We start from the raw sequence: 24,144 nt of genomic DNA, 5'->3' as shown, positions 1-24,144 counted from the left end.
GGCGACGGGCGATGGCGAATGGCGGTGCGCCATTGGGACTGGTGCGAGGAAGGCAGCGGTAGCTCTTGCCTGCGATTTCGCCTTTGCTAGGCGTGGAACTTTCGGGCTCGCGCGCTAGCTGGCGAGCCCTGCGTTCCGGTAGATTCCCTTCGCCTCGTCGACCCCCGCGTCGATTATCGGGTCGACCTTAGAGAGCTCGGACTCCACCTCGTCGTAGGAGAGCCCCGTGCCCTCCAGGTAGCCGCGCAGGACCACGTCGCGGATGGCCTGGCGGCTGCGGTCTATCATCAGCACGGGGTCGGCCCCGTTGAGCCCGAAGATCCTTTCGGCGTAGTTGTCTTGGCTGATCTCCCCCACAAAAGCGCTGTCCCCGTTTTCCTCGTCTCCTGACGGACCGTACACGCTGTCGAGCCAGAGGGCCTTCGAATCGACGTCGTAGACCCAGGTGGCGCTATATCTATCGAAGGAGGCCGGATTGCTTCCTGGGGGATATCCCCCGAGCCCCTCCTGGGAGAAGCCCATCCAGAGCACGACGCACCTCTGTGGGTACTTCTCCGAGTGCCCCGTCTCGCCCCCGTCCTCGATGTACCACGACAAGGACTCCACCCTGCCGTCGCTTACGGTGCGCCCGTCCTGGTAGCCGAACAGGTAGACGTAGTTGTTGTTGAACGGCGCGAGCGCGTCCTTCCCCTGGTACCCATACAGGGAGTACGCCCCCTCGATGCAGATACGGGGCCTGTCGTTCCTGTACGCGCTCAGGGCCGACGCCAGGACGGTCGGGCTGAGGTGGCCTTGCTCCCACAGGGCGTCGCAAGAACGCGAGTCGAGCGTGCTGTAGTACAGCTCGTCGAGGGCGTTGTCGGCCCGCATCGCGGCGTAGGCCCTGCTCAGGAGGAGCCACGCGAGCACTGCGAGCAGCACCGCCACGACAAAGTTGCGCATGCGCCGCAGCGTCCTTGCGGGGTCGTACTCCCTCTCCCTCTTTCCCATGGCCTATCCCCTCCTAGGGCTCGCTTATCTCCCCGGCAAGTATCCTGTAGAAGCGGTACGTGTCGGGTGTAGTCTTCTTAATTCCAATCATATTTAGCGAATGGTTTGACTGTAAATCCAGGGGCCAGTTCGATTTTAAAAATCCTGAGAAAAGAATATTCCTAACAAAGAATATCCATGTTAATCTATCGCTGATAATGATGTCTTACGTTCAAGACGCCGTTATGTTTCGCACTTTCCCTATGAACTGGGTGCGCACATCTTTTTCGTACGATGACTTAAATGGCCTTTCGACACGATACTAGGAGGAAGTCGTGCGTATCAGAATTGGCGCACTGGCCATAGTTGCTCTTTTGCTCGCTTGCTGTGTATTCGGGTGTGCTCAACAGCCCGCCAGCCAAGTGCAATCCGATGTCGAGCAAGTCGTCGATTTCTCCTTCACTTTCCTTCTGGCTGATGGTGAGCCAGCGGCCAATGTTGAGGTCGACTCGGGTTGTCTGACGAAACCAGAGAATGAAATCCTTGAGTTTCGCGCTACTGACGAAACGGGAACGATATCGGCTCGAGCGCTCGTTCCGCAAAGTGCGTACTTCTACGTTTACCCGACCTATAGAGGCGACGGCTACTCGAACGAAAAGCTCGATGTTGAGCTGCAGGGGAAAGGCAGGAATATAACGCTCTATCTCTCCGAGGAGTTTTCCGAGCGATACAAAAGGTTGCACTTTCAAAGTCCTCAAAGCTCCTGATGCCCTGATGCGTGCGTTTGCGTAAGCGTCTCTTTTCCCTTTGACGAATCGAGTAGAATGAAATCACTACGATTTAGTTTCAAGGGAAAGGAGGACTGACATGAGCACCAACGGCCGCAACGGCGGCGATGACGAGATAATGCTCGGCGAGTCGCTCAAGTCGTCTTCCGAAAAACAAACGGTTGATGATGTCATGCTCGGGCGCGCATACACGCCCGAGAAATCGTTTTCGGTGGCGCCTCGTCCCACCGAGGTGGGGGAGCTTCACTCGACGGAAACCCCGGAAGAGCGCTTCGTCGAACTGCAGCGCCTGACCGACGGCTACCTGACCGACGAGGAGCGCGACATGCTCGAGCGCGCGTTCCGCTTCGCCGACGCGGCGCACAAGGGCGTCACGCGCAAATCGGGCGAGCCCTATATCATCCATCCGGTCGAGGTCGCCATCATCCTGGCGGACTTGCGCATGGACGGCGAGACGCTGTGCGCCGCGCTACTTCACGATACGATCGAGGACACCGACGTCACCTACCAGGACGTGGCAACCGAGTTCAACGAGAACGTGGCCGCGCTCGTCGACGGCGTCACCAAGATCACGCGCATCGAGGTGGAAAGCCTGTCGGACAAGCAGGCGGCAACCATCCGCAAGATGTTCGTCGCCATGAGCAAAGACATCCGCGTCATCGTGATCAAGCTGGCCGACCGCCTGCACAACATGCGCACGCTCTCGGCGCTCAAGGAGGACCGTCGCATCTTCAAGGCGCGCGAAACGCTCGAGATCTACGCCCCCATCGCGCACCGCTTGGGCATCAACTCGGTGAAGTGGGAACTTGAGGACCTTTCCTTCTACTACCTCGAACCCAACAAGTACAAGCAGGTCAGCCGCATGGTTACCGAGTCGCGCGCCGAACGCGAGCAGTACCTGGGCGAAGTGATCGACACGCTGCACGACGAGATGAAGAAGGTCAACATCGTCTGTCAGATCATGGGCCGCCCGAAGCATCTGTACTCGATCTACCAAAAGATGGTGAACAAGGGCAAAGGCTTCTCTGAGATCTACGACCTCATCGCCGTGCGCATCATCGTGAAGTCGGTGAAGGATTGCTACTCGGCGCTGGGCGCGGTGCACACGCTGTGGCACCCGATGCCCGGGCGATTCAAAGACTACATCGCCATGCCGAAGTTCAACATGTACCAAAGCCTGCATACCACGGTCATCGGCCCTGCTGGCAGGCCGCTTGAGGTGCAGATTCGCACCGAGGAGATGCATCGCCAAAGCGAATACGGCGTGGCGGCGCACTGGCGCTATAAGGAGAAGGGCGAGAAGGCCGACGCGGCGCTCGATCAGCAGCTGGCATGGCTGCGCCAGATGGTCGACTGGCAGGACGAGACGCAGGACTCGCGCGAGTTCCTGAAGGACCTGAAAGTTGACCTAGCGCCGACCGAGGTGTTTGTGTTCACCCCGAAAGGCGAGGTCATGAGCTTGCGGGCGGGCTCCACGCCGGTCGATTTCGCCTACGCCATCCACACCGAGGTGGGCAACCACTGTGTGGGCGCGAAGGTGAACGGTGCCATCGTGCCGCTGACCTACGAGCTGCAGCTGGGCGACCGCGTGGAAATCCTCACGCAGAAGAGCGCCACGCCTTCGCGCGACTGGCTGAATATCGTGAAGACGCCCTCGGCGCGCAACAAGATCCGCGGGTTCTTCAGTAAAGCGAGCCGCTCCGACGACCTGCAGATAGGCCGCGATCGCCTGACGCGCGAGATGAAGAAGCACGGCATCGGCATCTCGAGCGCCAACTCGATGCGTGCAATCAAGACGATCGCCGAGCACATGGGTTACAAAAGCCCTGATGACATGCTTGTCAACATCGGCACGGGGAAGGAAAGCCCGCAGCATGTGGGCAACCGCCTGTTGAAGCTGCTTGTCGACGACGGGAACGAGGAGTCGCGGGCCGGTGCGCTCGGGCAATCCGAGACGAGCCCCGGTGTCATGCCCCCCATGATCACAAGCGTCGTCTCGCCGAAGCGCCGCGAAGCGCACAGCTCGAACGGCATCGTCGTGAAGGGCGTCGACGACGTGCTCGTGCGCCTGTCGCGCTGTTGCAACCCGGTGCCGGGCGACAAGATCTTGGGCTTCGTGACGCGCGGCCGCGGCGTGTCGGTGCATCGCGCCGATTGCCCGAACGCCGAGGAGCTCATGAAGCACCCCGAGCGCATCATCGAGGTGGAGTGGGAGAACTCCGCGCCGTCGAGCACGTCCTACAAGGTGGAGATTTACATTGAGGCGATCGACCGCTTGAACCTGTTGCGCGACGTCACGGTGGTCCTCTCCGACATCGGTGCGAACGTGCTGTCCTGCAACACCATCTCACACCGCGACGGCATGGTCGAGATGCGCTTTTTGTTCCAGGTGTCGGACATCTCGCTCATCGACGCGGTGCAGCGCAAGCTGCTCGGGCTCGAGGGCGTGTTCGACGCGCATCGCATGCTCCCCGGGCAAGGGGGAAAGAAGAAGTAATGGTTGTCCGTTCGCGGGCGCGGCGGCTTCATTCCTACGCTGGGCCGGCAGGCGGACTGCTCGTATCGAAAGGTTGTGGCGATGTCTCTTCGAGTGGTGAAAAAAACGTGCGTTGACGTGTGCTTTCTCGTGCAGGGAATGCTCGAGAACAACGTGTACTTCATTTCGGATGGCGAGGCGACGATGGTGGTCGACCCGTCGTCGGACGCAGAGGGGATCATGCGTGCGCTCGGTGGGCGCGAGCTTGACGCGATTGTGCTGACGCACTGTCATTCCGACCACGTGGGTGCGGCGGCTGACTTGCGCCGTCTGACGGGCGCGACGGTGATCGCATCGAAGATCGATGCTCCCGAAATTTGCGGGGAGAGGCCCCTCTCCCGCGACAACTGGAAGTTCAAGACCTGTCCGATCGATTATCGCGCCGAGGACGGCGATATCCTAGAAATCGGCAATATGGGATGGAAGGTCATGATAACCCCTGGTCACACCAAGGGCGGTTTGTGCCTGTTCCTCGCACCGCAATTCGGCAACCACACAAGCGGCGCGCCTGTCCTCGTCTCAGGCGATACGCTGTTCGAGGGGTCTGTGGGACGCACCGATTTCGAGGGCGGAAGCATGAAGGAAATGCGCGCGTCGCTGCGCAAACTGGCGTTTCTGCCCGATGAGACGATCGTCCTTCCCGGGCACGGCAGGCAGACCACCATCGGCGCCGAGCGTGGTCGCACCTTCGCGCAGTGGGCGTAGGCCCCGCCGTTTGCGCCGCTGCGGGGTATTCTGATATCGTCCGCGGCAATTCGAGCGAATAGCGTTGAGAACTAAGTAAAGAGCACGTTAAAATCTGGTCGTTTGAGCGGCATCGCGACCCCTCCCGAAGGTCGCGTTCTTCTGGTCAATTCGCTTAGCGAAAAGGAGTCGATGAATGGGCAAGAGGCACCATAAGTACGACTATTTCAGCGCGTTCGAGAGCTTGTCGGAGCTTGCGGTCGATGAGGCAGACCTGCTCATCAAGGCTATCGAGGACTTCTCCACAGCCGACGCGCTCAAGGAGACGATGGAAAAGGCGCACGCCATCGAGCACAAGGGCGACGACATCAACCACGATATCTTCCGCAACGTGGCGACCGATTTCATCACGCCGATCGACCGCGAGGACATCATCGGCCTTGCTCAGGCGCTCGACACGATCATCGACGAGCTTGAAGAGGTCATCCAGCGCTTCTACATGTACGACGTGCATATCATGCACAAGGATGCGCTCGAGTTCGCGCAGCTGCTGAAGAAGGAGTGCAAGGCGCTCAACAAGGCCATGGAGGACTTCCGCAACTTCAAGAAGTCCAAGAAGTTCAAGTCGCTTGTCATCGAGGTGAACACCTACGAGGAAGAGGCCGACCAGCTGTTGATGCACGTCATCCGCGATTTGCACACCACCGACTGCGAGAACACCATGCGCGTGATGGTGTGGTCGCGCATCTTCGAGCACATGGAGAACTGCGCGGACGCGACCGAGCACGCCGCCGACTGCATGAGCACCATCCTGCTGAAGAACGTGTAAGAGCGCGGGGATAACGTGTAGCGCGGGAACGGCTGGGCGAGATACGGTAACGGCTGGCGGGGTGCGGGAGCAGCTGCCAAGGCACAGGAACGTCAACCGGGGTGTGGGAACAGCCGGCAAAGCGCGGCAAACACTAAAAGCGAACGGGGCCTCATCAGGAATGATGAGGCCCCGAATCTTTGGGGAGGAAAAATGGCGTGCGCCCTTACTCCACTGCGAGCAGCTTTGCCTCGACGGGCTCGCCGGAGAAGTTGAGGTCGCGCGTGATGGCGCCCGCCGCCTCCGAGCCGAAGCCGTCGGCGTCGAACAACACGCTCACCTCGTCGAAGCGCCGCTGCGCCTTCTCGTAACGATCCCAGAAGCTGTCGGTCGACTTCTCGTGCGTGAAGGGGTTTTCCCAGGCGGCGTGCTCGCGGTTGTCGTACGCGCACGTCTCCGCCAGGATCGCGCGGTGGCTCATCGCGCGGTAGAACGAGTACGGGCGCACCAGCTCCTCGATGCGCGCGATAGCCTCGCGCTTCACGCCGGAGCCCGAATGGAAGAGGTGCTGCACCAGGCGGAAGCAGCGCACCGCGTCGCCGAATGCGTTATGCGGGATGATCTTGCCGAACACGGAGAACGCCATGTTTGCGTACATGTGCGACACGATGCGCAGCATGCGGTCGGAGCCCTTGAGGATGTTCACGGCCGGGTTAAACGTCGCCACCGTTTCGCCGCGCTTCACCGTGAGCACCATCTCGTCGTACTCGCTTTCGATAACTGCGTGCACCTCGCTGCCGTCTGCGCGCGAAAGGCCCGGTTCGCCTGCATCGCACAGTTGGAACTCGTGGAAGTACACAAGCGGATGCATGGTCGAGTCGAGCACGTAGTGGCCCAAGAACCCGAGCGCGTAGGCGCGCCCGACGGAGCGATCCGCCTCATCGAGCGCGTCGATTGCCTGCTTGAAGGCGACGAGAATCTCGTTCGGCTTCTCCTTGTGCATGATGTTCCCGAGTCGATGGACCGACGAGAGCAGGGGGTTGGGGACGGAGTAGAACAGCGGGTCGGGCCCTTGGTTTCCCAAGAGGAAAGCCTCGGCCTCGTCCTTCGTTCCGCCGATGGAGGAGAAATGACGCGCGTAGGCGTCCTGCCCGAACGTGTCGTGCGTGATGATTGCCGGCATAGTCTGAACTCCATCCTTTGAGCCCCTGACGGGAATTTTACTGTCGCTAAGTAAAGCATCATATACAATGATGAGCGGCTTGTTAACGTCCCCCATGCGTCTTTGCGTACGTTTTACATAGGCCGCCATGACGCGTGAGCAGGGATTTTCCAAACTTTGAGTGAAAGGCGTTGCGTTGTCGCGCACCCATATGACGAAACCCGAGCGCAGCTGGGTCCTCTACGACGTGGGCAATTCGGCCTACGTGCTTCTTGCATCGACGCTTATCCCCATCTATTTCTCAGCGATTGCCGATCCGAACTCTTCCGCGGTTGTGGCCTGGGGTTATGCCTCGACAGTGGCCTCGCTTGTGCTGGCGTTGCTCATGCCGTTTCTCGGCAGCCTCGCCGATTTGAAAGGCAACAAGAAGAAGTTCCTCGCAGGCACCATCGGCACGGGCGCGGTGACGCTCGCCGTGATGGGCATTCCTTCCGACGCGATGGTGTTCCTCGTGATTTACGTGGTGTCGTCGGTCATGTTGAACGCGTCGCTTGTGTTCTACGACGCCTTCCTGGTGGACGCCGCGTCGAGCGAGGAACGCTACGACGAAGTGTCGTCGCAGGGGTACGCCTGGGGATACATCGGGTCGTGTGTGCCGTTCATCATCTGTTTGGTGCTCGTGCTGTTCGGCGAGAACTTCGGGATCGGGCAGCTTGACGGCATCCGCATCTCGTTCGTTATCACGGCGGTGTGGTGGCTCGCGTTCAGCGTTCCCATCTGGCGCGATGTGCATCAGACGCACTACAAGCCGCGTGAGGAGCACCTGTTCAAAAACACGATCGTGGGTCTTGTGGGGACGTGCAAGAAGATTTTCCACGACCGCAGGCTCATGATGTTCATGCTGGCGTTCTTCTTCTACATCGACGGCGTGCACACGATCATCGCGATGTCCACAAGCTACGGCACCGACTTGGGCATCAGCTCGACGAGCCTTGTGCTGGCGCTTCTGGTCACGCAGTTCGTGGCATTCCCCTCGGCGATTGCCTACGGGCGCCTTGCGGGGCGTTTCGGCACGAAGAAGATGCTGCTCATCGCCGTGTTCGCGTACTTTTTGATTACGCTGTTCGCGGCGTTTTTCCTGCGCAGCGCCGCCGAGTTCTGGGTGCTCGCGATTTGCGTCGGCCTGTTCCAAGGCGGCATCCAGGCGCTTTCGCGCAGCGAGTTCGGCAAGCTCATCCCCAAGGAGCACGCCAACGAGTACTACGGCTTCTTCGATATCTTCGGCAAGTACGCGACCATCATGGGCACGTTGCTTGTGAGCGTATTCACCCAGGTGACGGGTTCGAGCTCGGTCGGCGTCCTTTCCGTGGCGGTGTTGTTCATCGTCGGCTTCGTGCTGCTCTTGAAGATGCCCGAGGGCACGGCGGCAGGAGAGTAGAGGCTGGGGCGCCGTTTGCGCGCGAGGTGCGGCTTGGGGTCGTGCGCTTTCCCCGCGCGACATGCAGCTCGCAACTGCGTGCTTCCCCCGCGCGACGTGCGGCTTGGTGTACTCGGCATGGAAAATCGCTCGCTCGTGTACGGCTCGGGAGTGTATCCCGAGCCGTTTGGTATAGTGGCGCAAAGGTTTCCCTTTCAAAAGAAAGATCGAGATGTCGTTAGTCGTATGCAAATTCGGGGGGACGTCGGTCGCGTCGCCCGAGCGTATCAAGATGGTCGCGAACAAGCTCATCGCCAAGAAGAAGGCGGGCGACGATGTGGTCGCCGTCGTCTCGGCGATGGGAAAAACGACCGATGAGCTGGTAGGACTTGCAAACGCGCTCAACATGAATCCTCCAGCGCGCGAGCTTGACCGCCTCCTTTCGACCGGCGAGCAGGTGTCGATGACGCTTCTGGCCATGGCGCTTGAAGCGCAGGGCTATCACGCCATGAGCTTCACGGGCCGCCAGGCGGGCATTCGCACGGACGGGACGCACAACAAGGCGAAGATCGTCAGCGTGTGCTCCGACCGCATCATGGAGACGGTCGACAAGGGCATCATCCCGGTGATCGCGGGCTTCCAGGGTATCGACGACAACGATGACATGACCACGCTCGGCCGCGGTGGTTCCGACACGACGGCCGTTGCTGTGGCCTGGGGAATCAACGCCGACGTGTGCGAGATCTATTCCGACGTCGAAGGCGTTTTCACCGCCGATCCGCGCGTATGCCCGCGCGCCAAGAAGCTCGACCAGATTTCCTACGACGACATGCTCGAACTTGCCGGCGCGGGTGCCGGCGTGCTCCAGATGCGCGCCGTCGAGTTCGCCCGCAAATGGAACGTCGTCATCCATTCCCGTTCGGCGTTTTCCGACGCCGAGGGCACGTATATCAAGGAGGCTCCCGACATGGAGGAAGCGGTAATCACCGGCATTGCACACGACACGTCCGAGGTCAAGGTCACGATTCGCGGCGTTCCCGATATGTCGGGCGTGGCGGCGAAGCTGTTCAGCGCGCTGGCGTCTAACCAGGTCAGCGTCGACATGATCATCCAGAACGTGTCGGAGTCGGGCATCACCGACATCAGCTTCACCTGCCCGGGCGGTGATCTGCCGCGCGCCCGCGAAACCGTTGAGCGCATCGTGCCGACCATCAACGCGCGCACCTACATCGTCGACGAGGACATCGCGAAGGTAAGCCTGGTGGGCACGGGCATGAAGTCCTCGCCGGGCGTTGCCGCGAAGGCGTTCGAAACGCTGGGCGAAAACGACATCAACATCCTGGCTATCTCCACGAGCCCGATTCGTCTGTCCGTGGTTGTCGATGCCGCGCAGGCTGCTCAGGCGGTCCAGTGCCTGCACACCGCTTTCGGCCTGGATTCCGACAGCGTGTTCGTGGAAACCCAGCTTTCGGCGGAAGAAATCGCCGCCAAGATGAACAAGGGCCGATAGGGAGGTAAGTATGGCTTGGACGAAGGTTATCCCTGCTCATCCGGTTGTCGCCGTTGCTGGTGCGACGGGCGCTGTGGGAAATGAGTTCCTGAAGGTCTTGCATGACCTGGACTTCCCCGCGAGCGAGGTGCGCGCGCTCGCGTCTGCTCGCTCAGCTGGCAAGAAGCTTCCCTTCGAGGGTTGCGGCGACGTTCCCGCAGGTGCGCTCACGGTACAGGAAATGACCCCCGAGTCGTTCGAGGGCGTCGACATCGCGTTGTTCTCTGCGGGCTCTGATGTTTCCAAGGCGATGCGCGAGGCCGTGGTTGCCGCGGGCGCCGTCATGATCGACAACTCGAGCGCATTCCGCATGGACGAGGACGTGCCCCTGGTGGTTCCCGAGGTGAACCCGGGCGACGTGTCGTGGCACTCGGGCGTCATCGCCAACCCGAACTGCTCGACCATCCAGATGGTCGTTGCCTTAAAACCCCTCTATGACCTGGCGAAAATCACCCGCGTCGTCGTTTCGACCTATCAGGCGGCAAGCGGTGCTGGCGCGCCCGCGATGGCCGAGCTCTACGACCAGACGCGCGAGTTTCTGGACGGCACGCCCGACGACGAGCTTACGGTGTCGGCGTTCCAGCACCGCATCGCCTTCAACTGCATTCCGCATATCGACAAGTTCCTCGACGATGATTCCACGAAGGAAGAGTGGAAGATGGTCGCGGAGACGAAGAAGATCATGGGCGACGAGGGCGTGAAGGTTGCCGCTACCTGTGTTCGCGTTCCCGTGCTGCGCTGCCACGGCGAGTCCGTGAACGTGGAGTTCGCCGCTGACGTGACGCCCGAGGCTGCCCGAGAGGCTCTCGCTGCGGCGCCCGGTGTCACCGTGATGGACGACCCCGCGAACAATGTGTACCCGATGCCCGGCCTGCTCGCGGGCACGAACGACACCTACGTGGGGCGCATTCGCCGCGACGACACGGTCGACCATGGCCTGTCGATGTGGGTTGTTGCCGATCAGATCCGTAAGGGCGCAGCGCTTAATGCCGTGCAGATCGCGCAGCTTTTGCTTCCGAAGGATTAACGGTGGATTGTCCGGCCGAGCGTCGGGCCAGGATGGTATACTGAACGCGTGCAAGGTGGCTCGCCGCTGCTACGGCAGCTACCCCGGTTTCAAGTTTTTAGCTTGTGGGAGTAGCCGTTTCCCGTCTTAGCGGGGGCGGCTACTTCACTTTCTTAAGCGTAACGAAAGCTCGATAACCGCTATCACAACCAGACAGAATGTGAACAATTCCGTATAGGTAACCATGAGCAACCTCCTAATGGGATAGGGGGTAGCCCGCCACCTTGCACCAACGTAGTGTATCATAGAAAAACGAACTTGTGTTCGTGTATTAAGCCTGTATAATGCCCCTATGATGAAAAAGCCTAAAAAGATACGCCTTGACGAACTCCTTGTTGAGCAGGGAGTTTTTCCTGATGCAGGCACGGTTTTGCGCGCTGTGCTCGCGCATGAGGTGAAGGTGGACGACGTGTACGTCACGAGTGCCGCGGTGAAGGTGGCGCCTGATGCGGAAATCGTCGTGCGCGGGCGCAAACAGTTCGTCTCGCGTGGGGGGCATAAGCTGCAGGGCGCGCTCGACGCGTTCGGGCAGGATGTGCGAGGGCTGAACTGCATTGACGTTGGGTCGTCGACGGGCGGTTTCACCGATTGCCTTTTGCAGGCGGGTGCTGCGCATGTGGCGTGCGTCGATGTGAACTATGGCCAGCTTGCTTGGAAGATTCGCACTGACGAGCGCGTGAGCGTTTTCGAGCGCACGAACATCAAGCTCGCCGATCCAGAGGAATTGGGCGCGCCGTTCGACTTGATCGTGTGCGATGTGAGCTTCATCGGGCTTGCCGTGTTGGCTCCCGCTTTCGCGCGCTTGTCACGCCCGGCGACCGAAGACGCGCCGGCGAGTGTGTTCTTAGGGCTGGTCAAGCCCCAGTTTGAGTCCCGTCATGACGAAACGGACCACGGTATCGTGCGCGACGAGGCCGTGCGTGCTCGCACGGTGGAGGAAGTGCGCTGCGCTCTTAAGCAAGAGGGTTTCGAGGTGACGGGCACCATCGAGTCGCCTATTAAGGGTGCGGAAGGGAACGTGGAATACCTCGTCCGCGCAGTCTTTCGGGGCTAAGACGCGGCTTTTCTTGGCGTGACCTTCCCGCGGGGGATCTTATCGAGCCTCCTCGGTTCGCCCAGCTTCGCACCCTCAAATTCCCCGCCTTCAGGGGTATACTGTTCTCAAAACATTGCAATCGACCGAAGGAGCTGGCATGGACGGGCAGCAATATCTCGACCTCTTGAAGAAGCGCTACTCGGTGCGCTCGTTTTCCGATCAGCAGTTGACCGACGCGGAGCTCGACGTGCTGCTTCAGGCGGCGCAGCTTTCCCCCACGGCGAAGAACTCGCAGCCGTTCCGCCTCTGCGTGGTACAGAGCGACGAGGGTCTTGCAAAGATCGACGAGGCGACCAGCTGCCGCTACGGTGCGCCCACGGTGATTATCGGCGCTTATGATGCCGATGCGTCCGCGAAGGGCCTCGGCTACGAAACGGGCGATTTCGGCGACATCGACACGTCGATCGTGCTCACCAACATCGCGAACGCTGCGGCCGCCGAAAACCTCGGAAGTTGCTGGGTTGGGGCGTATGATTCTGCGATTATTCGAAAGAATTTCAATATCCCGAACAATTATGTGCTCGTAGACCTTATGATGGTAGGGCACCGTGCTGAGGATGCTGAACCGAGTCCTCGCCACGAGCAAACCGAACCGCTCGATACTTTGGTGGTTCGCGAAACGTTTTAAGGAACCCGCCTGGGTTCAGCTGCATAGCCCTCACTCACGTCGCAACTGATGAAGGGCTAAAGGCGTCGCTTTCAAAGCGGCGCCTTCTTTTTTGGCAAAGGCTTTCTGGAAGGGGTTGAAGGCTTCTTCGGGGAAGGTGCCGAAGGCTATCCTGAAAGGTGCTAGTCTTTCCCGAAAGGCCTTGAAGGCATGAAGCGAAAGGGTTTTACCATGCGGTTAACGATGCTGGGCACTGGCCATGCGCTCGCAACGAAATGCTACAACGCGTGCTTTGCGCTTCAGGATGACGGCGCGATGGGGAAGGCACCTGGTCGTACGTTCCTTGTCGATGCGGGCGGCGGGAACGGCATCTTGACCCAGCTCGAGCGTGCGGGCATCGATTGGCATTCCATCCACGACCTGTTCGTCACCCATACCCACGTCGACCATCTGCTCGGGTCCGTTTGGATTCTCCGTGTGGTGTGCTACGGCATGGAATGTGGCAACTATCAGGGGGAATTCCACTTCTGGGGAAACGGCGATGTCGTGGCAGCCGCCGATAAGCTGGCCCATATGCTGCTTCGCCCGAGCGAGTCGGCGTTCATCGACAAGCGTGTGTTCCTACATGCGGTTGAAGAAGGCGACGCGGCGCAGATCCTCGGGCGCCCCGTGACCTTCTTCGACATCCACTCGACTGGATCTGCCAAGCAGTTCGGGTTCACGATGGAATACGCGCCGGGCAAGGTTTTCGCCTGCAGCGGAGATGAGCCGCTGACCAGCGAGAACTTCTTGCATGTCGAAGGGGCGGCGTGGCTTGTCCACGAGGCCTACTGTCGTCATGCCGATATCGAGCGCTATAATCCCCACCCGATTCACCATGGGACCGTGCGCGAGGCATGCGCGACGGCGGAGCAGCTCGGCGTGGAAAACCTCGTGCTCTACCATACGGAGGACGACGACTTGGCGCATCGCAAGGATCGCTATCTCGCCGAAGGCTGCAGCGTGTATGGTGGCAATCTCCATGTGCCCGACGATTTGGAAACCTTCGAGCTGTTGCAGACGTTTGCTTGATACAATATGCCAACGTATGCAATGACCAGGACAATAGGGAGTCTATCGAATGGCCGAATTCATTTACCAGATGTACAAGGCGCGCAAGGCGCACGGCGACAAGGTGATCTTGGATGATGTTACGTTGTCGTTCTATCCCGGCGCGAAGATCGGCGTGGTCGGCCCGAACGGCATGGGCAAGTCCACGCTTTTGAAGCTGATGGCAGGCATGGAGGAGGTCTCCAACGGCGAGGCGCGCCTCACGCCCGGCTACACCGTGGGAATCCTTCAGCAGGAGCCGCCGCTCGATGAGGACAAGACGGTGCTTGAGAATATCGAGCTCGCGTTTGGCGACGTGAAGGCGAAGATCGATCGCTTCAACGAGATCGGCGGGCTCATGGCCGAGCCCGACGCCGACTTCGACGCGCTCATGGCGGAAATGGGCGAGCTGCAGGATGCTATCGACGCAGTTGACGGCTGGGATTTGGACAGCCAGCTCTCGCAGGCGATGGACGCGCTGCAGTGTCCCGACCCCGATATGCCGGTGAACGTGCTCTCCGGCGGCGAACGCAGGCGCGTGGCGCTCTGCCGCTTGCTGCTTGAGGCGCCTGACCTGCTGCTTTTGGACGAGCCGACGAACCACTTGGATGCCGAGTCCGTCCTGTGGCTCGAGCAGTTCCTCCACAAGTACCAAGGAGCGGTGCTCGCCGTCACGCACGACCGCTACTTCTTGGACAACGTGGCCGAGTGGATCTGCGAGGTCGACCGCGGGCATCTGTACCCCTACAAGGGCAACTACACCACCTACCTCGAGACGAAGGCCGCACGCCTGGCGTCGCAGAAGCAGCGCGACGAGAGGTTGGCGAAGCGCCTTTCCGAAGAACTCGAGTGGGTGCGCTCGTCCCCGAAGGCGCGCCAGGCGAAAAGCCGCGCGCGTCTGGAGCGCTACGACCAGATGGTGGCCGAGGCCGCGCAGTCGAAGAAGGTTGACTTCACCGAGATCCATATTCCCGCAGGTCCGCGCCTTGGTGCGAACGTGCTCAAGGTGGACGGGCTTTGCAAGGGCTTCGGCGATCGCGTGCTCATCGACAACCTGTCGTTCGAGCTGCCGCGCAACGGCATCGTGGGCGTTATCGGCCCGAACGGTGTGGGCAAGTCCACGCTCTTCAAGATGATCGTTGGCAAGGAGCAGCCGACCGCGGGTACGCTCGAGCTGGGCGAGACGGTGAAGCTTTCCTATGTTGACCAGGGACGCGAGGGTATCGACCCCAAGAAAAACGTGTGGGAAGTGGTCTCTGACGGGCTTGACTACATGATGGTGTGCGAGACTGAGGTGCCGAGTCGTGCGTATGTGGCAAGCTTTGGCTTCAAAGGCTCTGACCAGCAGAAACCAGCTGGTGTGCTCTCAGGAGGCGAGCGCAATCGCCTGAATCTCGCGCTCACGCTGAAGCAGGGCGGCAACTTGCTGCTGCTCGACGAGCCAACGAACGACCTGGACGTCGAGACGCTTTCCAGCTTGGAGAAGGCGCTGCTCGAATTCCCCGGATGCGCCGTCGTGACGAGCCACGACCGCATGTTCCTCGACCGCATCGCCACGCATATCCTCGCGTGGGAGGGTACCGACGAGAATCCGGGCAACTGGTTCTGGTTCGAGGGCAACTTCGACAGCTATCAGAAGAATCGCGTCGAGCGCTTGGGCGAGGAAGCTTCGAAGCCGCATCGCCTCCACCGCAAGCTGACGCGGGACTAGTCGAACGATGCCGAAGCCGATTGCGGCGCTGCGGGCGTGGTTCGGCGGCTCGTGGGAGGACGTGTGCATGCATTGCGGCATGTGCTGCTACGAACGGGAAGTCGACGAAGACGGCTCTGTCGGCATCGACTTCTCGGCGCCGTGCGAGTTCCTCGATGAGGATTCGCGGCTCTGTTGCGTGTACGACGAGCGCTTTAAGAAATGCGAGCGTTGCCGGCGCTTGACGCCCGCAGCCGCATTGTTCGGAAGGCACCTACCGCCGACCTGCGGATACGTGCTGAGGTTTCGATAGATAGGGGAGTGGGTTTTCTCGAGCTTCTTGCTTAACGGGGAGGGGTCGAAGTGAAGTGCTTCGGCCCCTCTTGATGTTTTTAGAGTTGGTGCTGTTTGCGTACCAAAAACGGTTTCGCACCGTAAAAAATAAAGTGCCGAACATTTCGCTCGGCCCCTTATTTTCGAAAGATGTTTCAGCCCGTTTAGTTCTTCAGCGAGTTGGTCGGAGCGGGCATGCGGCCTCCGCAGTGGGCGAAGACGGTGCCAGCGTTCTCGTGTTCGCGGGCATGACGGGGCATATCTCAGAAGGCAGCCGAAAAGCGTGAAATCCATGGTCGGTGTCCACGAGCGAAAGCAGAAACCTCTCGCCCGTGTCTTCTTTATCTAGGGAAGTGTGGGAAAAGTGTCTTCGAAGCTTGACTGGCACGAAGACGGTCTCATCTTCTAAATAGCAGTAATTGAATTAGAGGCGATTTAGCGAAATAGTTAGTTGATTTAGAGGCATAATTGATTAAAAATTGGTTGAGTTAGAGGCAATGGGATAGAGAACGCTATGCTTGAGCGACTTGCATACGGCAGTTTGAAGCGTTGGAAGAGCAGTGCGAGGAGAAAGGTCTTGCTGGTCGATGGCGCCCGCCAGACTGGCAAAACTTATCTTATCGAGTCTTTCGCTCAAGCTGAGTACGATGACTACGTAAGAATTGTATGCTCATGGTACAAAATGCGGGGCTCGTCGGAATTCCGACGAGCCCCGCATCGTTTTTTTGTTATACCTTCCGAAAGCCCCTGTTTGGGAAATCATTGAGAAGGGGCGTGCTCGCTCAGGCGGACAGTATGAGAACTGGCAATCTGCCGAATCGCTAGTTCTTCAAGCTGTTGATCGGGGCGGGCATGCGGCCTCCGCGGTGGGCGAAGACGGTGCCGGCGTGTCCGTTCACGGGCATGACGGGGGCGTATCCCAGAAGGCCGCCGAATTCCAGTCGGTCGCCGACCTTCTTGCCGATGGCGGGGATGACGCGCACGGCGGTGGTCTTGTTGTTGATCATGCCGATGGCGCACTCGTCGGCGATGATGCCGAAGATCGTTTCCACCGAGGTGTCGCCCGGGATGGCGATCATATCGAGGCCCACGCTGCAGACGCAGGTCATGGCCTCGAGCTTCTCAAGGGAAAGGGCGCCTGCCTCGGCTGCGCGGATCATGCCGGCATCTTCCGAGACGGGAATGAACGCGCCCGAAAGCCCGCCGACGCTCGACGACGCCATGACGCCGCCCTTCTTCACCGCGTCGTTGAGCATGGCGAGCGCGGCCGTGGTGCCCGGGCCGCCGCACTTTCCGACGCCGATGGTTTCCAGGATCTCCGCGACCGAGTCGCCCTCGGCCGGCGTCGGCGCGAGCGACAAATCGAGAATGCCCTTCGTCACGCCCAGGCGCTTGCTCGCCTCGCGAGCCATGAGCTCGCCCGCGCGCGTGATCTTGAAGACGGTCGCCTTGATCGCTTCCGAGATGGCGGTCATGTCGGCGTCCTTCGGCATGTTAGCGAGCACCGAACGCACAACGCCCGGGCCCGAAACGCCCACGTTCACGACGGCGTCGGCCTCGCCCGAACCATGGAACGCGCCCGCCATGAAGGGGTTATCCTCCACGGCATTGCAGAAAACAACCAGTTTACCTGCGCCGATGCACTGGCGATCGGCAGTTGCCTCGGCGGTCTTCTTCACAATGCCTGCCATCTTGAAAGCGGCGTCCATATTGATACCCGCGCGCGTCGAGCCTACGTTCACGCTCGAGCACACGAAGTCGGTCGCGGCGAGGGCGTCGGGGATGGAGTCCATAAGGTTGTTGTCCGCGCGCGATGCGCCCTTGTGCACGAGGGCGGAGAAGCCGCCGACGAAGTCGACGCCGACGACCTTCGCGGCCTTGTCCATGGCCACAGCGATAGGCGACAGGTCGCGGGCGTCGGTCGCCGCGCAGATCTCGGCGATGGGCGTCACCGAGATTCGCTTGTTTACGATGGGGATGCCGTATTCGCGCTCGAGCTGTTCGGCGGTGGGAACGAGCTGCTCGGCTGCGGTGGTCATGCGGTCGTAGACCTTGCGGGCCATCGTGTTGACGTCCGAATCGGTGCATCCTCGCAGGTTCAATCCGAGCGTGATCGTTCGAATGTCAAGATGCTCCTTGTTCACCATCGCCAGTGTTTCGGCGATTTCGGCAGGTGTGATTTGCATAAAGCGCTCTCCCTCTCGCGAATGGGCATTTGAATAGCGTACGGGTTGTTGATTTCTCCGAACAGGATACCCTGTTTTGGAGGGGAAACGACAGCCGTCACCGTTTTAGCGGGAAAACGACGGCGATTCGGTGCGGCGGCGGGAAGACGAGCGGCCAACGCTTTGCCGCCTTCCTGTTTTTCCAGCAAAACCTGTGTAAACAGGGCGTGAATCCGTTGCCATTCGCGTGTCCGCTCGCTACAATCACGCTATTGAACAATATGTTTATTATTGGTCGGATTGTCGAATGGGGGGTGGAGCTTATGGCATGTTCGGCGAACGAAGGTGCCGCTTCCGAAGATCGGCGGATCACGCGCTCGAAACAGGCGCTGCGCGAGGCCTTCATCGAGCTGACGGAGGAATGCGGGCTCGACGGGTTCTCCGCAAGCGACCTGTGCGCTCGCGCGGGGCTCAATCGGGGCACGCTTTACAACATCTTCGGGGACAAAGACGGGCTGCTCCGTGCGCTCGAGGGCGATATCATGGCCGATCTCGATGCTCTTCAGGCTAAGATGCAGACAATCGGCCTGAAAGACGTCATGCGCTATCGCGTGAGCAAGCGCCCGATGCCCTTTTTGGTGGAACTGTTCGACTGCCTGCGCGAACAGGGCGATTTCCTGCATGCGGTGATGGGCCCCAAGGGTGACCCGAGCTTCGGGCCGCGCGTGCGCGATGCGCTGTGCACCGAAATCATCCAAACCATCCTGCACGAGCGCTATCGCAACAATCCCGAGCCGTTCGTGCAATATTACGTCGCGTTCTATGCGAGCGCGTATCTGGGGGTCATCACGCGTTGGGTCGAGACGGGCATGCGCGAGAGCTCCCAGGACATGGCACTTATCGCGATGAAGCTCTTCTTCATCAAACCGGGCGATCCGATCAAGCTGTAAACGAAGGCGATAACGATGGAAGACGGAAACATGAACAATCAGGAACTGACGGCGGACGAGAAGGCGTCGCTTGGCGCATGCTCGGGCGAGGGTTGTGCGCCCCGCACCACGACGGTTGACGCGACTCCGGTTGGGGAACCCGTTGTGAAAGACGCGCTCCATATCGGTATCGATGTCGGCTCGACGACGGTGAAGCTTGCTATCTTGGACGAAAGCGACCAGGTCAAGTACTCGGTCTATCGCCGTCACCACGCCGATGTGCGCGCGACGATCGTGGAGGTGCTCTCCGAGGCTGCCGAAGGCTTCGGGGATGAGCGTATGACGATCGCCATCACTGGATCGGGTGGTCTGCTTTTGGCACAGTGGCTCGGCATCGAGTTCGTGCAGGAGGTTATCGCGAGCAAAACCGCGGTCGAGACCTTCATTCCCAAAACCGACGTTGCTATCGAGCTTGGCGGCGAGGACGCGAAGATCATCTACTTCGACAACGGCATCGAGCAGCGCATGAACGGCACCTGCGCAGGCGGTACCGGCGCATTCATCGACCAGATGGCGGCGCTTCTGAACACCGACGCGGGCGGCTTGAACGAGCTCGCGCAAAACGCGACCACCATCTATCCCATTGCCTCGCGCTGCGGCGTGTTCGCGAAGACAGACGTGCAGCCGCTTTTGAACGAGGGCGCGCGCAAGGAGGACATCGCTGCCTCTATCTTCCAGTCCGTCGTGACGCAAACTATCTCCGGCCTCGCTTGCGGCCGACCCATCCGCGGTTACGTGGCGTTTTTGGGTGGCCCGCTGCAGTATCTTCCTGAGCTGCGCAAACGTTTCTACGAGACGCTCGAGCTCGACGAGGAGCACCGCATCGTGCCCGACAACGCGCATCTGTTCGTGGCGAGCGGCTGCGCTATCGCGGGCGCGGCGAGCGAGACCGTGCGCGCCGAGAAGCTCTCCGATGTGCTCGATCGCTTGAAGAACCTGGGCGATATCCAGGGCTCCGAAGTCGTGCGCCTGCCGCCGCTGTTTGCGAACGACGCCGAGCTCGACGAGTTCAACGAGCGCCACGCCGCCGAGTGCGTGAAGCGCGAGAGCCTCATGGACTACACGGGTGTGGCCTATCTGGGTATCGACGCGGGCTCGACCACGTTCAAGGCGACGCTCATCGACGAGGAAGGCAGCCTGCTCTGGTCGCATTACGTATCGAACAAAGGCGACGTTTTGGGGTGCGCGAAGGCCGCCATCGCCAAGCTCTACAACGAGATGCCGGTCGACGCCGAAACGGGCGAACCGCTTGTCACCATCGGCCACGCCACGGTTACGGGATACGGCGAAGCACTGCTCTTAGAGGCGCTGCGCGTCGACTCGGGCGAGATCGAGACGGTCGCGCACCTGCGCGGCGCTCAGCAGATGCTTCCGGGCGTGGAATTCATCCTCGACATCGGCGGCCAGGACATGAAGTGCCTGCGCGTGAAGGACGGCGTGATCGACCATATCATGCTGAACGAGGCGTGCTCGTCGGGCTGCGGCAGCTTCATCGAGAGCTTCGCGACGGGCTTGAACCTGGACGTTTCCGAGTTCGCCAAGACGGCAATCCATGCGGAAAACCCTGTTGACCTGGGAAGCCGCTGCACCGTGTTCATGAACTCCCGCGTGAAGCAGGCGCAGAAGGAAGGCGCCACGGTGGGTGACATCGCCGCGGGCCTGGCTATCTCGGTCATCAAAAATGCGCTGTTCAAGGTTATCAAAATCCGCGACCCGCATGATGTGGGCACGAAGGTCATCGTGCAGGGCGGTACGTTCTTGAACGACGCCGTGCTGCGCGCGTTCGAGCAGCTCGCAGGCGTGCATGCCGTGCGCCCCGACATTGCGGGCAACATGGGCGCCTACGGTGCCGCACTCCTCGCGCGCGATCGCTACCGCAAGCAGGTTGCGGCGTTGGGATCAGGGAACGACCAGGCGGAACTCAATCCTGGGCAAGCGAAAGAATCCACCGCGGAGAAAGTTGAAGCAGCTGACGCCCTCAACTCCGATCAGGCGGAAGCCGCCGGCGAGCGGAGCGAAGGCTGCGAAGATTCTGAGCGCAGCTCGACCGCGGCTGCCGCCGTCCCGCAGGTTGAATCGGCTTCCGACCAGGTTGCTTCGGCGTCCGCGGGACGCAGCGAAGGCTGCGAAGCTTCTGAGCGGAGTTCCGCCGACGCCGAAGAAGCCGCCCTGCAGGTCAAATCCACGTTGCTTTCCCTCGAGCAGATCGAGTCGCTCGCTCCCACGCACAAGACCGTGCGTTGCAAGGGCTGCTCGAACGCCTGCCTGCTCACGGTGAACGACTTCGGTAAGGATGAAAGCACCGGCAAGCATCGCCGCTTCATCACAGGCAACCGCTGCGAGAAGGGTGCTGGCTCGCTCGACAAGAAATCTCAGCAGGTGCCGAACCTTTTCGAGTACAAGAGCAAGCGCCTGTTCGACCACTACACGCCGCTTTCCGCCGACAAAGCCCCGCGCGGCACGGTGGGTATTCCCTGCGCGCTCAACATGTATGAGAACTACCCGTTCTGGTTCACCTTCTTCACGAAGCTCGGATGGCGCGTGGTGCTTTCCGACCCGTCCACGAAGAAGACCTACGAGGCGGGCATCGAATCCATGCCGTCGGAGAGCGTGTGCTACCCGGCGAAGCTCTCGCACGGTCACATCATGAATCTGCTCGACAAGCATCCGGACTTCATCTGGTTCCCCTGCAGCAAATGGGAGCGCCAGGAGGACGACACGGCGGGCAACCATTTCAACTGCCCGATCGTTGCGAGCTACGCCGAGGCGCTGCGCCTGAACATCGACGAGTTGCGTGAGTCGTCGACGCAGTTCTTGAACCCGTGGTTGCCCTACGATAAGAAGGAACACCTGAAGAAACGCCTGATGGTGGAGCTTATCGAGGCGCACCCCGAGCTCATGGGCGAAGGTGTTGCCGCCCCGACGCAGGCGGATGTGGACGCTGCGGTCGACGCCGCTTGGGCCGAGGACGAGGCGTTCAAGCGCGACATGCGCGTGAAGGGCACCGAGACCCTGAAGTGGATGGAGGAAACGGGCACCCACGGCATCGTGCTGGCGGGCCGTCCCTATCATAACGACCCCGAGATCAATCATGCCATCCCCGAGCTGCTCACAAGCTTCGGGCTGGCGGTGCTCACCGAGGACTCCATCGCGCACTTGGGCACGCTCGAGCGCCCGATTCGCCTGGTCGATCAGTGGATGTACCACACGCGCCTCTATGCCGCGGCGAAGGTGGCGACCGAGCGTCGCGACCTCGACCTCATCCAGCTGAACTCGTTCGGTTGCGGCTTGGACGCGCTCACCACCGACCAGGTGCAGGAGATTCTCGAGTCGGCGGGCAAGGTGTACACCGTGCTTAAAATCGACGAGGTGTCCAACTTGGGCGCCGCGCGCATCCGCGTGCGCAGCCTCCTTGCCGCGCTGAAGGATCAGGCCGATGAAGAGGCCGAACGTACCGCGAAGCCCGCAAGTTGCCCTGCGTGCGACATAGAGATCTCGCCCGACGCCATCCCCGATGCGTTCAACGAGAAGGCTGCGCCCGAGGCTCAGGAGCGCATGCGCCAGCGCGAAGGTGCCGACACGGAGTTCCCGCGCGCGGTGTTCACTGAGGAGATGAAGGAACAGGGCTACACCATCTTGGCCCCGCAGATGGCGCCGTACCATTTCGAGCTTTTGGTGCCCATCTTCAGCCGCTTCGGCTACAACGTCGAGCTTCTGCCGAGCGTGGACCACGGCGCGGTGGACGCGGGCCTCAAGTACGTGAACAACGACATCTGCTACCCGTCCATCCTGGTCACCGGCCAGATTATGGAAGCCGTCATGTCGGGGCGCTACGACACCGACAAGCTTGCCGTGCTCATCACGCAGACGGGCGGCGGTTGCCGTGCCACCAACTACATCTCGCTTATCCGCAAGGCGCTGAAAGCTGTGGGCCTCGCGCACATTCCCGTGATCGCCATCTCGTTCAAGGACTTGGGCGAGCACAACCCCGGCTTCAAGATCACGCCGAAGATGCTGCTCCAGGCCGTGTATGCGCTGCAGTACGGCGACGTGCTCATGCAATGTCTCTACCGCACGCGCCCCTACGAGGTCGAGCCCGGTAGCGCGAATCGCCTGTTCGACCACTGGATGGCTACGTGCAAGGGCCAGTTGGAAAGCGGAGAGTCCTACGGTCGTTTCAAGCGCACGATCCGCCAGATCGTGGAGGACTTCGACACGCTGCCGTTGCAGGGCGAGGGAACCAAGCCGCGCGTCGGTGTGGTGGGCGAGATCCTCGTGAAGTTCCACCCCACGGCGAACAACCAGATCGTCGACGTGATCGAACGCGAAGGGTGCGAGGCCGTGGTGCCGGGGCTCATCGAGTTCTTCCTCTTCGGCGTTGCGGGCGGCATCTTCCAGAAAGATCCGCTCGGGCGCAGCTCGAAGGGTGCGCTCGGGTCGAAGGTGGCACTTTCCGCCATCAAGAAGTTCCGTGCGCCGGTGAACAAGGCGCTTGCCGAGTCGTCGCGCTTCAACCCGCCGGCGAACATCTATGAGCTGGCCGAATATGCGAGCGAGATCCTCTCGCTGTGCAACTCGATGGGCGAGGGGTGGCTGCTCACCGCCGAGATGGTGGAGCTCATCAAGACCGGCGCGCCGAACGTGGTGTGCACCCAGCCGTTCGCGTGCCTGCCGAACCACGTGGTTGGCAAGGCTGTGATCAAGGAGCTGCGCCGCCGCTATCCCGAGAGCAACATCGTGGCCGTCGACTATGACCCGGGTGCGTCGGAGGTGAACCAGCTTAACCGCATCAAGCTGATGATCTCGGTCGCGAAGGCGAATCTGGCGGAGAAGGAGGCGGAGGCCCGCGCGGCTCGCGACACTTTCGTGAACGCTGACGGGTCGCATGGCAAAGCGCAGGACGCGGGTAAGCTCGAGGTGGAAACCGAGCTCGCGTAATCGGGACTCGAGTGCTGCCGTGAGTTGGGCGGGCGTTTCGCGTACACGAGGCGCCCGCTTCCCGCCTCACGCTTTCCCGTTGTTCTTCGCTCCCGTCCCCTCGTTTTCCTGCTCGCCCTTCCCGCCGCTCGCCCTTGCTCCCCCCATGCTTTTTGCCGTCCGCCGTCGCATCGCGAGCGCTTTGTTTCAAGTGTGTTTCCAGGTTGTCATAACCATGTTGCAGCTTGAAACAAAGCGTGAAAGAGCCGATACACTACG

At 60.7% G+C, this 24,144-nt stretch carries 19 protein-coding genes; 15 read left to right on the top strand and 4 right to left on the bottom strand.

Annotated elements, in window-relative coordinates:
• Positions 1-114 precede the first annotated feature (114 nt).
• Entirely contained in the window at positions 115-990 is an 876-nt protein-coding gene (locus tag Q0G85_RS01370) for a hypothetical protein (protein WP_297154013.1), read from the bottom strand.
• Between the two features lie 278 nt (positions 991-1,268).
• Positions 1,269-1,718, bottom strand: a complete 450-nt coding sequence (locus tag Q0G85_RS01365; protein WP_297154011.1) for a hypothetical protein — start codon at positions 1,716-1,718, stop codon at positions 1,269-1,271.
• Between the two features lie 118 nt (positions 1,719-1,836).
• Between Q0G85_RS01365 and Q0G85_RS01360 the strand changes: the two genes are divergently transcribed.
• The 3 genes from Q0G85_RS01360 to Q0G85_RS01350 all read left to right on the top strand — a co-directional run bounded on the left by Q0G85_RS01360 (position 1,837) and on the right by Q0G85_RS01350 (position 5,806).
• On the top strand, positions 1,837-4,254 hold the full coding sequence (locus tag Q0G85_RS01360) for a bifunctional (p)ppGpp synthetase/guanosine-3',5'-bis(diphosphate) 3'-pyrophosphohydrolase (protein ID WP_297154009.1): 2,418 nt from the start codon (positions 1,837-1,839) through the stop codon (positions 4,252-4,254).
• 96 nt (positions 4,255-4,350) lie between these two features.
• A complete protein-coding gene (locus tag Q0G85_RS01355) occupies positions 4,351-4,998 on the top strand; it encodes an MBL fold metallo-hydrolase (protein WP_297154006.1) in 648 nt (215 codons plus the stop codon).
• 175 nt (positions 4,999-5,173) lie between these two features.
• Complete coding sequence (locus Q0G85_RS01350) at positions 5,174-5,806, top strand: DUF47 domain-containing protein (protein WP_297154004.1); 633 nt, start codon at positions 5,174-5,176, stop codon at positions 5,804-5,806.
• A gap of 205 nt (positions 5,807-6,011) precedes the next feature.
• On the opposite strand, the gene Q0G85_RS01345 is transcribed toward Q0G85_RS01350, so the two are convergent.
• Positions 6,012-6,968 carry a zinc dependent phospholipase C family protein gene (locus tag Q0G85_RS01345; protein ID WP_297154002.1) on the bottom strand — a complete coding sequence of 319 codons (957 nt, stop codon included), beginning with the start codon at positions 6,966-6,968 and terminating at the stop codon, positions 6,012-6,014.
• Positions 6,969-7,158: 190 nt separating this feature from the next.
• On the opposite strand from Q0G85_RS01345, the gene Q0G85_RS01340 reads away from it, so the two are divergent.
• The 10 genes from Q0G85_RS01340 (at position 7,159) to Q0G85_RS10315 (ending at position 16,560) form a co-directional block, all read left to right on the top strand.
• Complete coding sequence (locus Q0G85_RS01340) at positions 7,159-8,385, top strand: MFS transporter (protein ID WP_297154000.1); 1,227 nt, start codon at positions 7,159-7,161, stop codon at positions 8,383-8,385.
• Positions 8,386-8,596: 211 nt separating this feature from the next.
• Entirely contained in the window at positions 8,597-9,874 is a 1,278-nt protein-coding gene (locus Q0G85_RS01335; RefSeq protein WP_297153998.1) for an aspartate kinase, read from the top strand.
• 10 nt (positions 9,875-9,884) lie between these two features.
• On the top strand, positions 9,885-10,940 hold the full coding sequence (locus Q0G85_RS01330; protein WP_297153996.1) for an aspartate-semialdehyde dehydrogenase: 1,056 nt from the start codon (positions 9,885-9,887) through the stop codon (positions 10,938-10,940).
• Between the two features lie 331 nt (positions 10,941-11,271).
• Complete coding sequence (locus Q0G85_RS01325) at positions 11,272-12,033, top strand: TlyA family RNA methyltransferase (protein ID WP_297153994.1); 762 nt, start codon at positions 11,272-11,274, stop codon at positions 12,031-12,033.
• A gap of 139 nt (positions 12,034-12,172) precedes the next feature.
• Entirely contained in the window at positions 12,173-12,703 is a 531-nt protein-coding gene (locus Q0G85_RS01320) for a nitroreductase family protein (RefSeq protein ID WP_297153992.1), read from the top strand.
• Between the two features lie 210 nt (positions 12,704-12,913).
• Positions 12,914-13,753, top strand: a complete 840-nt coding sequence (locus Q0G85_RS01315; RefSeq protein WP_297153990.1) for an MBL fold metallo-hydrolase — start codon at positions 12,914-12,916, stop codon at positions 13,751-13,753.
• Between the two features lie 49 nt (positions 13,754-13,802).
• Complete coding sequence (ettA, locus tag Q0G85_RS01310) at positions 13,803-15,482, top strand: energy-dependent translational throttle protein EttA (RefSeq protein WP_297153989.1); 1,680 nt, start codon at positions 13,803-13,805, stop codon at positions 15,480-15,482.
• Positions 15,483-15,489: 7 nt separating this feature from the next.
• Positions 15,490-15,774, top strand: coding sequence for a hypothetical protein (locus tag Q0G85_RS01305; RefSeq protein WP_297153988.1), 285 nt, complete (start codon positions 15,490-15,492; stop codon positions 15,772-15,774).
• Between the two features lie 73 nt (positions 15,775-15,847).
• On the top strand, positions 15,848-16,081 hold the full coding sequence (locus Q0G85_RS01300; RefSeq protein WP_297153987.1) for a hypothetical protein: 234 nt from the start codon (positions 15,848-15,850) through the stop codon (positions 16,079-16,081).
• A 227-nt stretch (positions 16,082-16,308) separates the two neighbouring features.
• Positions 16,309-16,560 (top strand): AAA family ATPase, encoded by a 252-nt coding sequence (locus Q0G85_RS10315; RefSeq protein WP_367116852.1) that lies wholly within the window; start codon positions 16,309-16,311, stop codon positions 16,558-16,560.
• 55 nt (positions 16,561-16,615) lie between these two features.
• Here the strand turns inward: Q0G85_RS10315 and Q0G85_RS01295 are convergent, their stop codons facing one another.
• Positions 16,616-17,980 carry a PFL family protein gene (locus tag Q0G85_RS01295; protein WP_297153986.1) on the bottom strand — a complete coding sequence of 455 codons (1,365 nt, stop codon included), beginning with the start codon at positions 17,978-17,980 and terminating at the stop codon, positions 16,616-16,618.
• Positions 17,981-18,282: 302 nt separating this feature from the next.
• Here Q0G85_RS01295 and Q0G85_RS01290 point away from each other — a divergent pair, with 302 nt between their 5' ends.
• Positions 18,283-18,909, top strand: coding sequence for a TetR/AcrR family transcriptional regulator (locus tag Q0G85_RS01290; protein ID WP_297154030.1), 627 nt, complete (start codon positions 18,283-18,285; stop codon positions 18,907-18,909).
• 144 nt (positions 18,910-19,053) lie between these two features.
• Entirely contained in the window at positions 19,054-23,886 is a 4,833-nt protein-coding gene (locus tag Q0G85_RS01285; RefSeq protein ID WP_297154028.1) for a 2-hydroxyacyl-CoA dehydratase, read from the top strand.
• Positions 23,887-24,144: the final 258 nt, after the last annotated feature.

The sequence above is a fragment of the uncultured Ellagibacter sp. genome (assembly GCF_934617235.1).
Taxonomy (GTDB): domain Bacteria; phylum Actinomycetota; class Coriobacteriia; order Coriobacteriales; family Eggerthellaceae; genus Ellagibacter.
This window is presented reverse-complemented; position numbering and strand designations above follow the sequence as displayed.

Bases quoted from the DNA above. Each gene is read 5' to 3' on its own strand.
- Q0G85_RS01370 (WP_297154013.1), bottom strand. From the start codon at position 990: ATGGGAAAGAGGGAGAGGGAGTACGACCCCGCAAGGACGCTGCGGCGC.
- Q0G85_RS01360 (WP_297154009.1), top strand. From the start codon at position 1,837: ATGAGCACCAACGGCCGCAACGGCGGCGATGACGAGATAATGCTCGGC.
- Q0G85_RS01350 (WP_297154004.1), top strand. From the start codon at position 5,174: ATGGGCAAGAGGCACCATAAGTACGACTATTTCAGCGCGTTCGAGAGC.
- Q0G85_RS01345 (WP_297154002.1), bottom strand. From the start codon at position 6,968: ATGCCGGCAATCATCACGCACGACACGTTCGGGCAGGACGCCTACGCG.
- Q0G85_RS01340 (WP_297154000.1), top strand. From the start codon at position 7,159: ATGACGAAACCCGAGCGCAGCTGGGTCCTCTACGACGTGGGCAATTCG.
- Q0G85_RS01335 (WP_297153998.1), top strand. From the start codon at position 8,597: ATGTCGTTAGTCGTATGCAAATTCGGGGGGACGTCGGTCGCGTCGCCC.
- Q0G85_RS01330 (WP_297153996.1), top strand. From the start codon at position 9,885: ATGGCTTGGACGAAGGTTATCCCTGCTCATCCGGTTGTCGCCGTTGCT.
- Q0G85_RS01325 (WP_297153994.1), top strand. From the start codon at position 11,272: ATGATGAAAAAGCCTAAAAAGATACGCCTTGACGAACTCCTTGTTGAG.
- Q0G85_RS01320 (WP_297153992.1), top strand. From the start codon at position 12,173: ATGGACGGGCAGCAATATCTCGACCTCTTGAAGAAGCGCTACTCGGTG.
- Q0G85_RS01315 (WP_297153990.1), top strand. From the start codon at position 12,914: ATGCGGTTAACGATGCTGGGCACTGGCCATGCGCTCGCAACGAAATGC.
- ettA (WP_297153989.1), top strand. From the start codon at position 13,803: ATGGCCGAATTCATTTACCAGATGTACAAGGCGCGCAAGGCGCACGGC.
- Q0G85_RS01305 (WP_297153988.1), top strand. From the start codon at position 15,490: ATGCCGAAGCCGATTGCGGCGCTGCGGGCGTGGTTCGGCGGCTCGTGG.
- Q0G85_RS01300 (WP_297153987.1), top strand. From the start codon at position 15,848: ATGTTTTTAGAGTTGGTGCTGTTTGCGTACCAAAAACGGTTTCGCACC.
- Q0G85_RS10315 (WP_367116852.1), top strand. From the start codon at position 16,309: ATGCTTGAGCGACTTGCATACGGCAGTTTGAAGCGTTGGAAGAGCAGT.
- Q0G85_RS01295 (WP_297153986.1), bottom strand. From the start codon at position 17,980: ATGCAAATCACACCTGCCGAAATCGCCGAAACACTGGCGATGGTGAAC.
- Q0G85_RS01290 (WP_297154030.1), top strand. From the start codon at position 18,283: ATGGCATGTTCGGCGAACGAAGGTGCCGCTTCCGAAGATCGGCGGATC.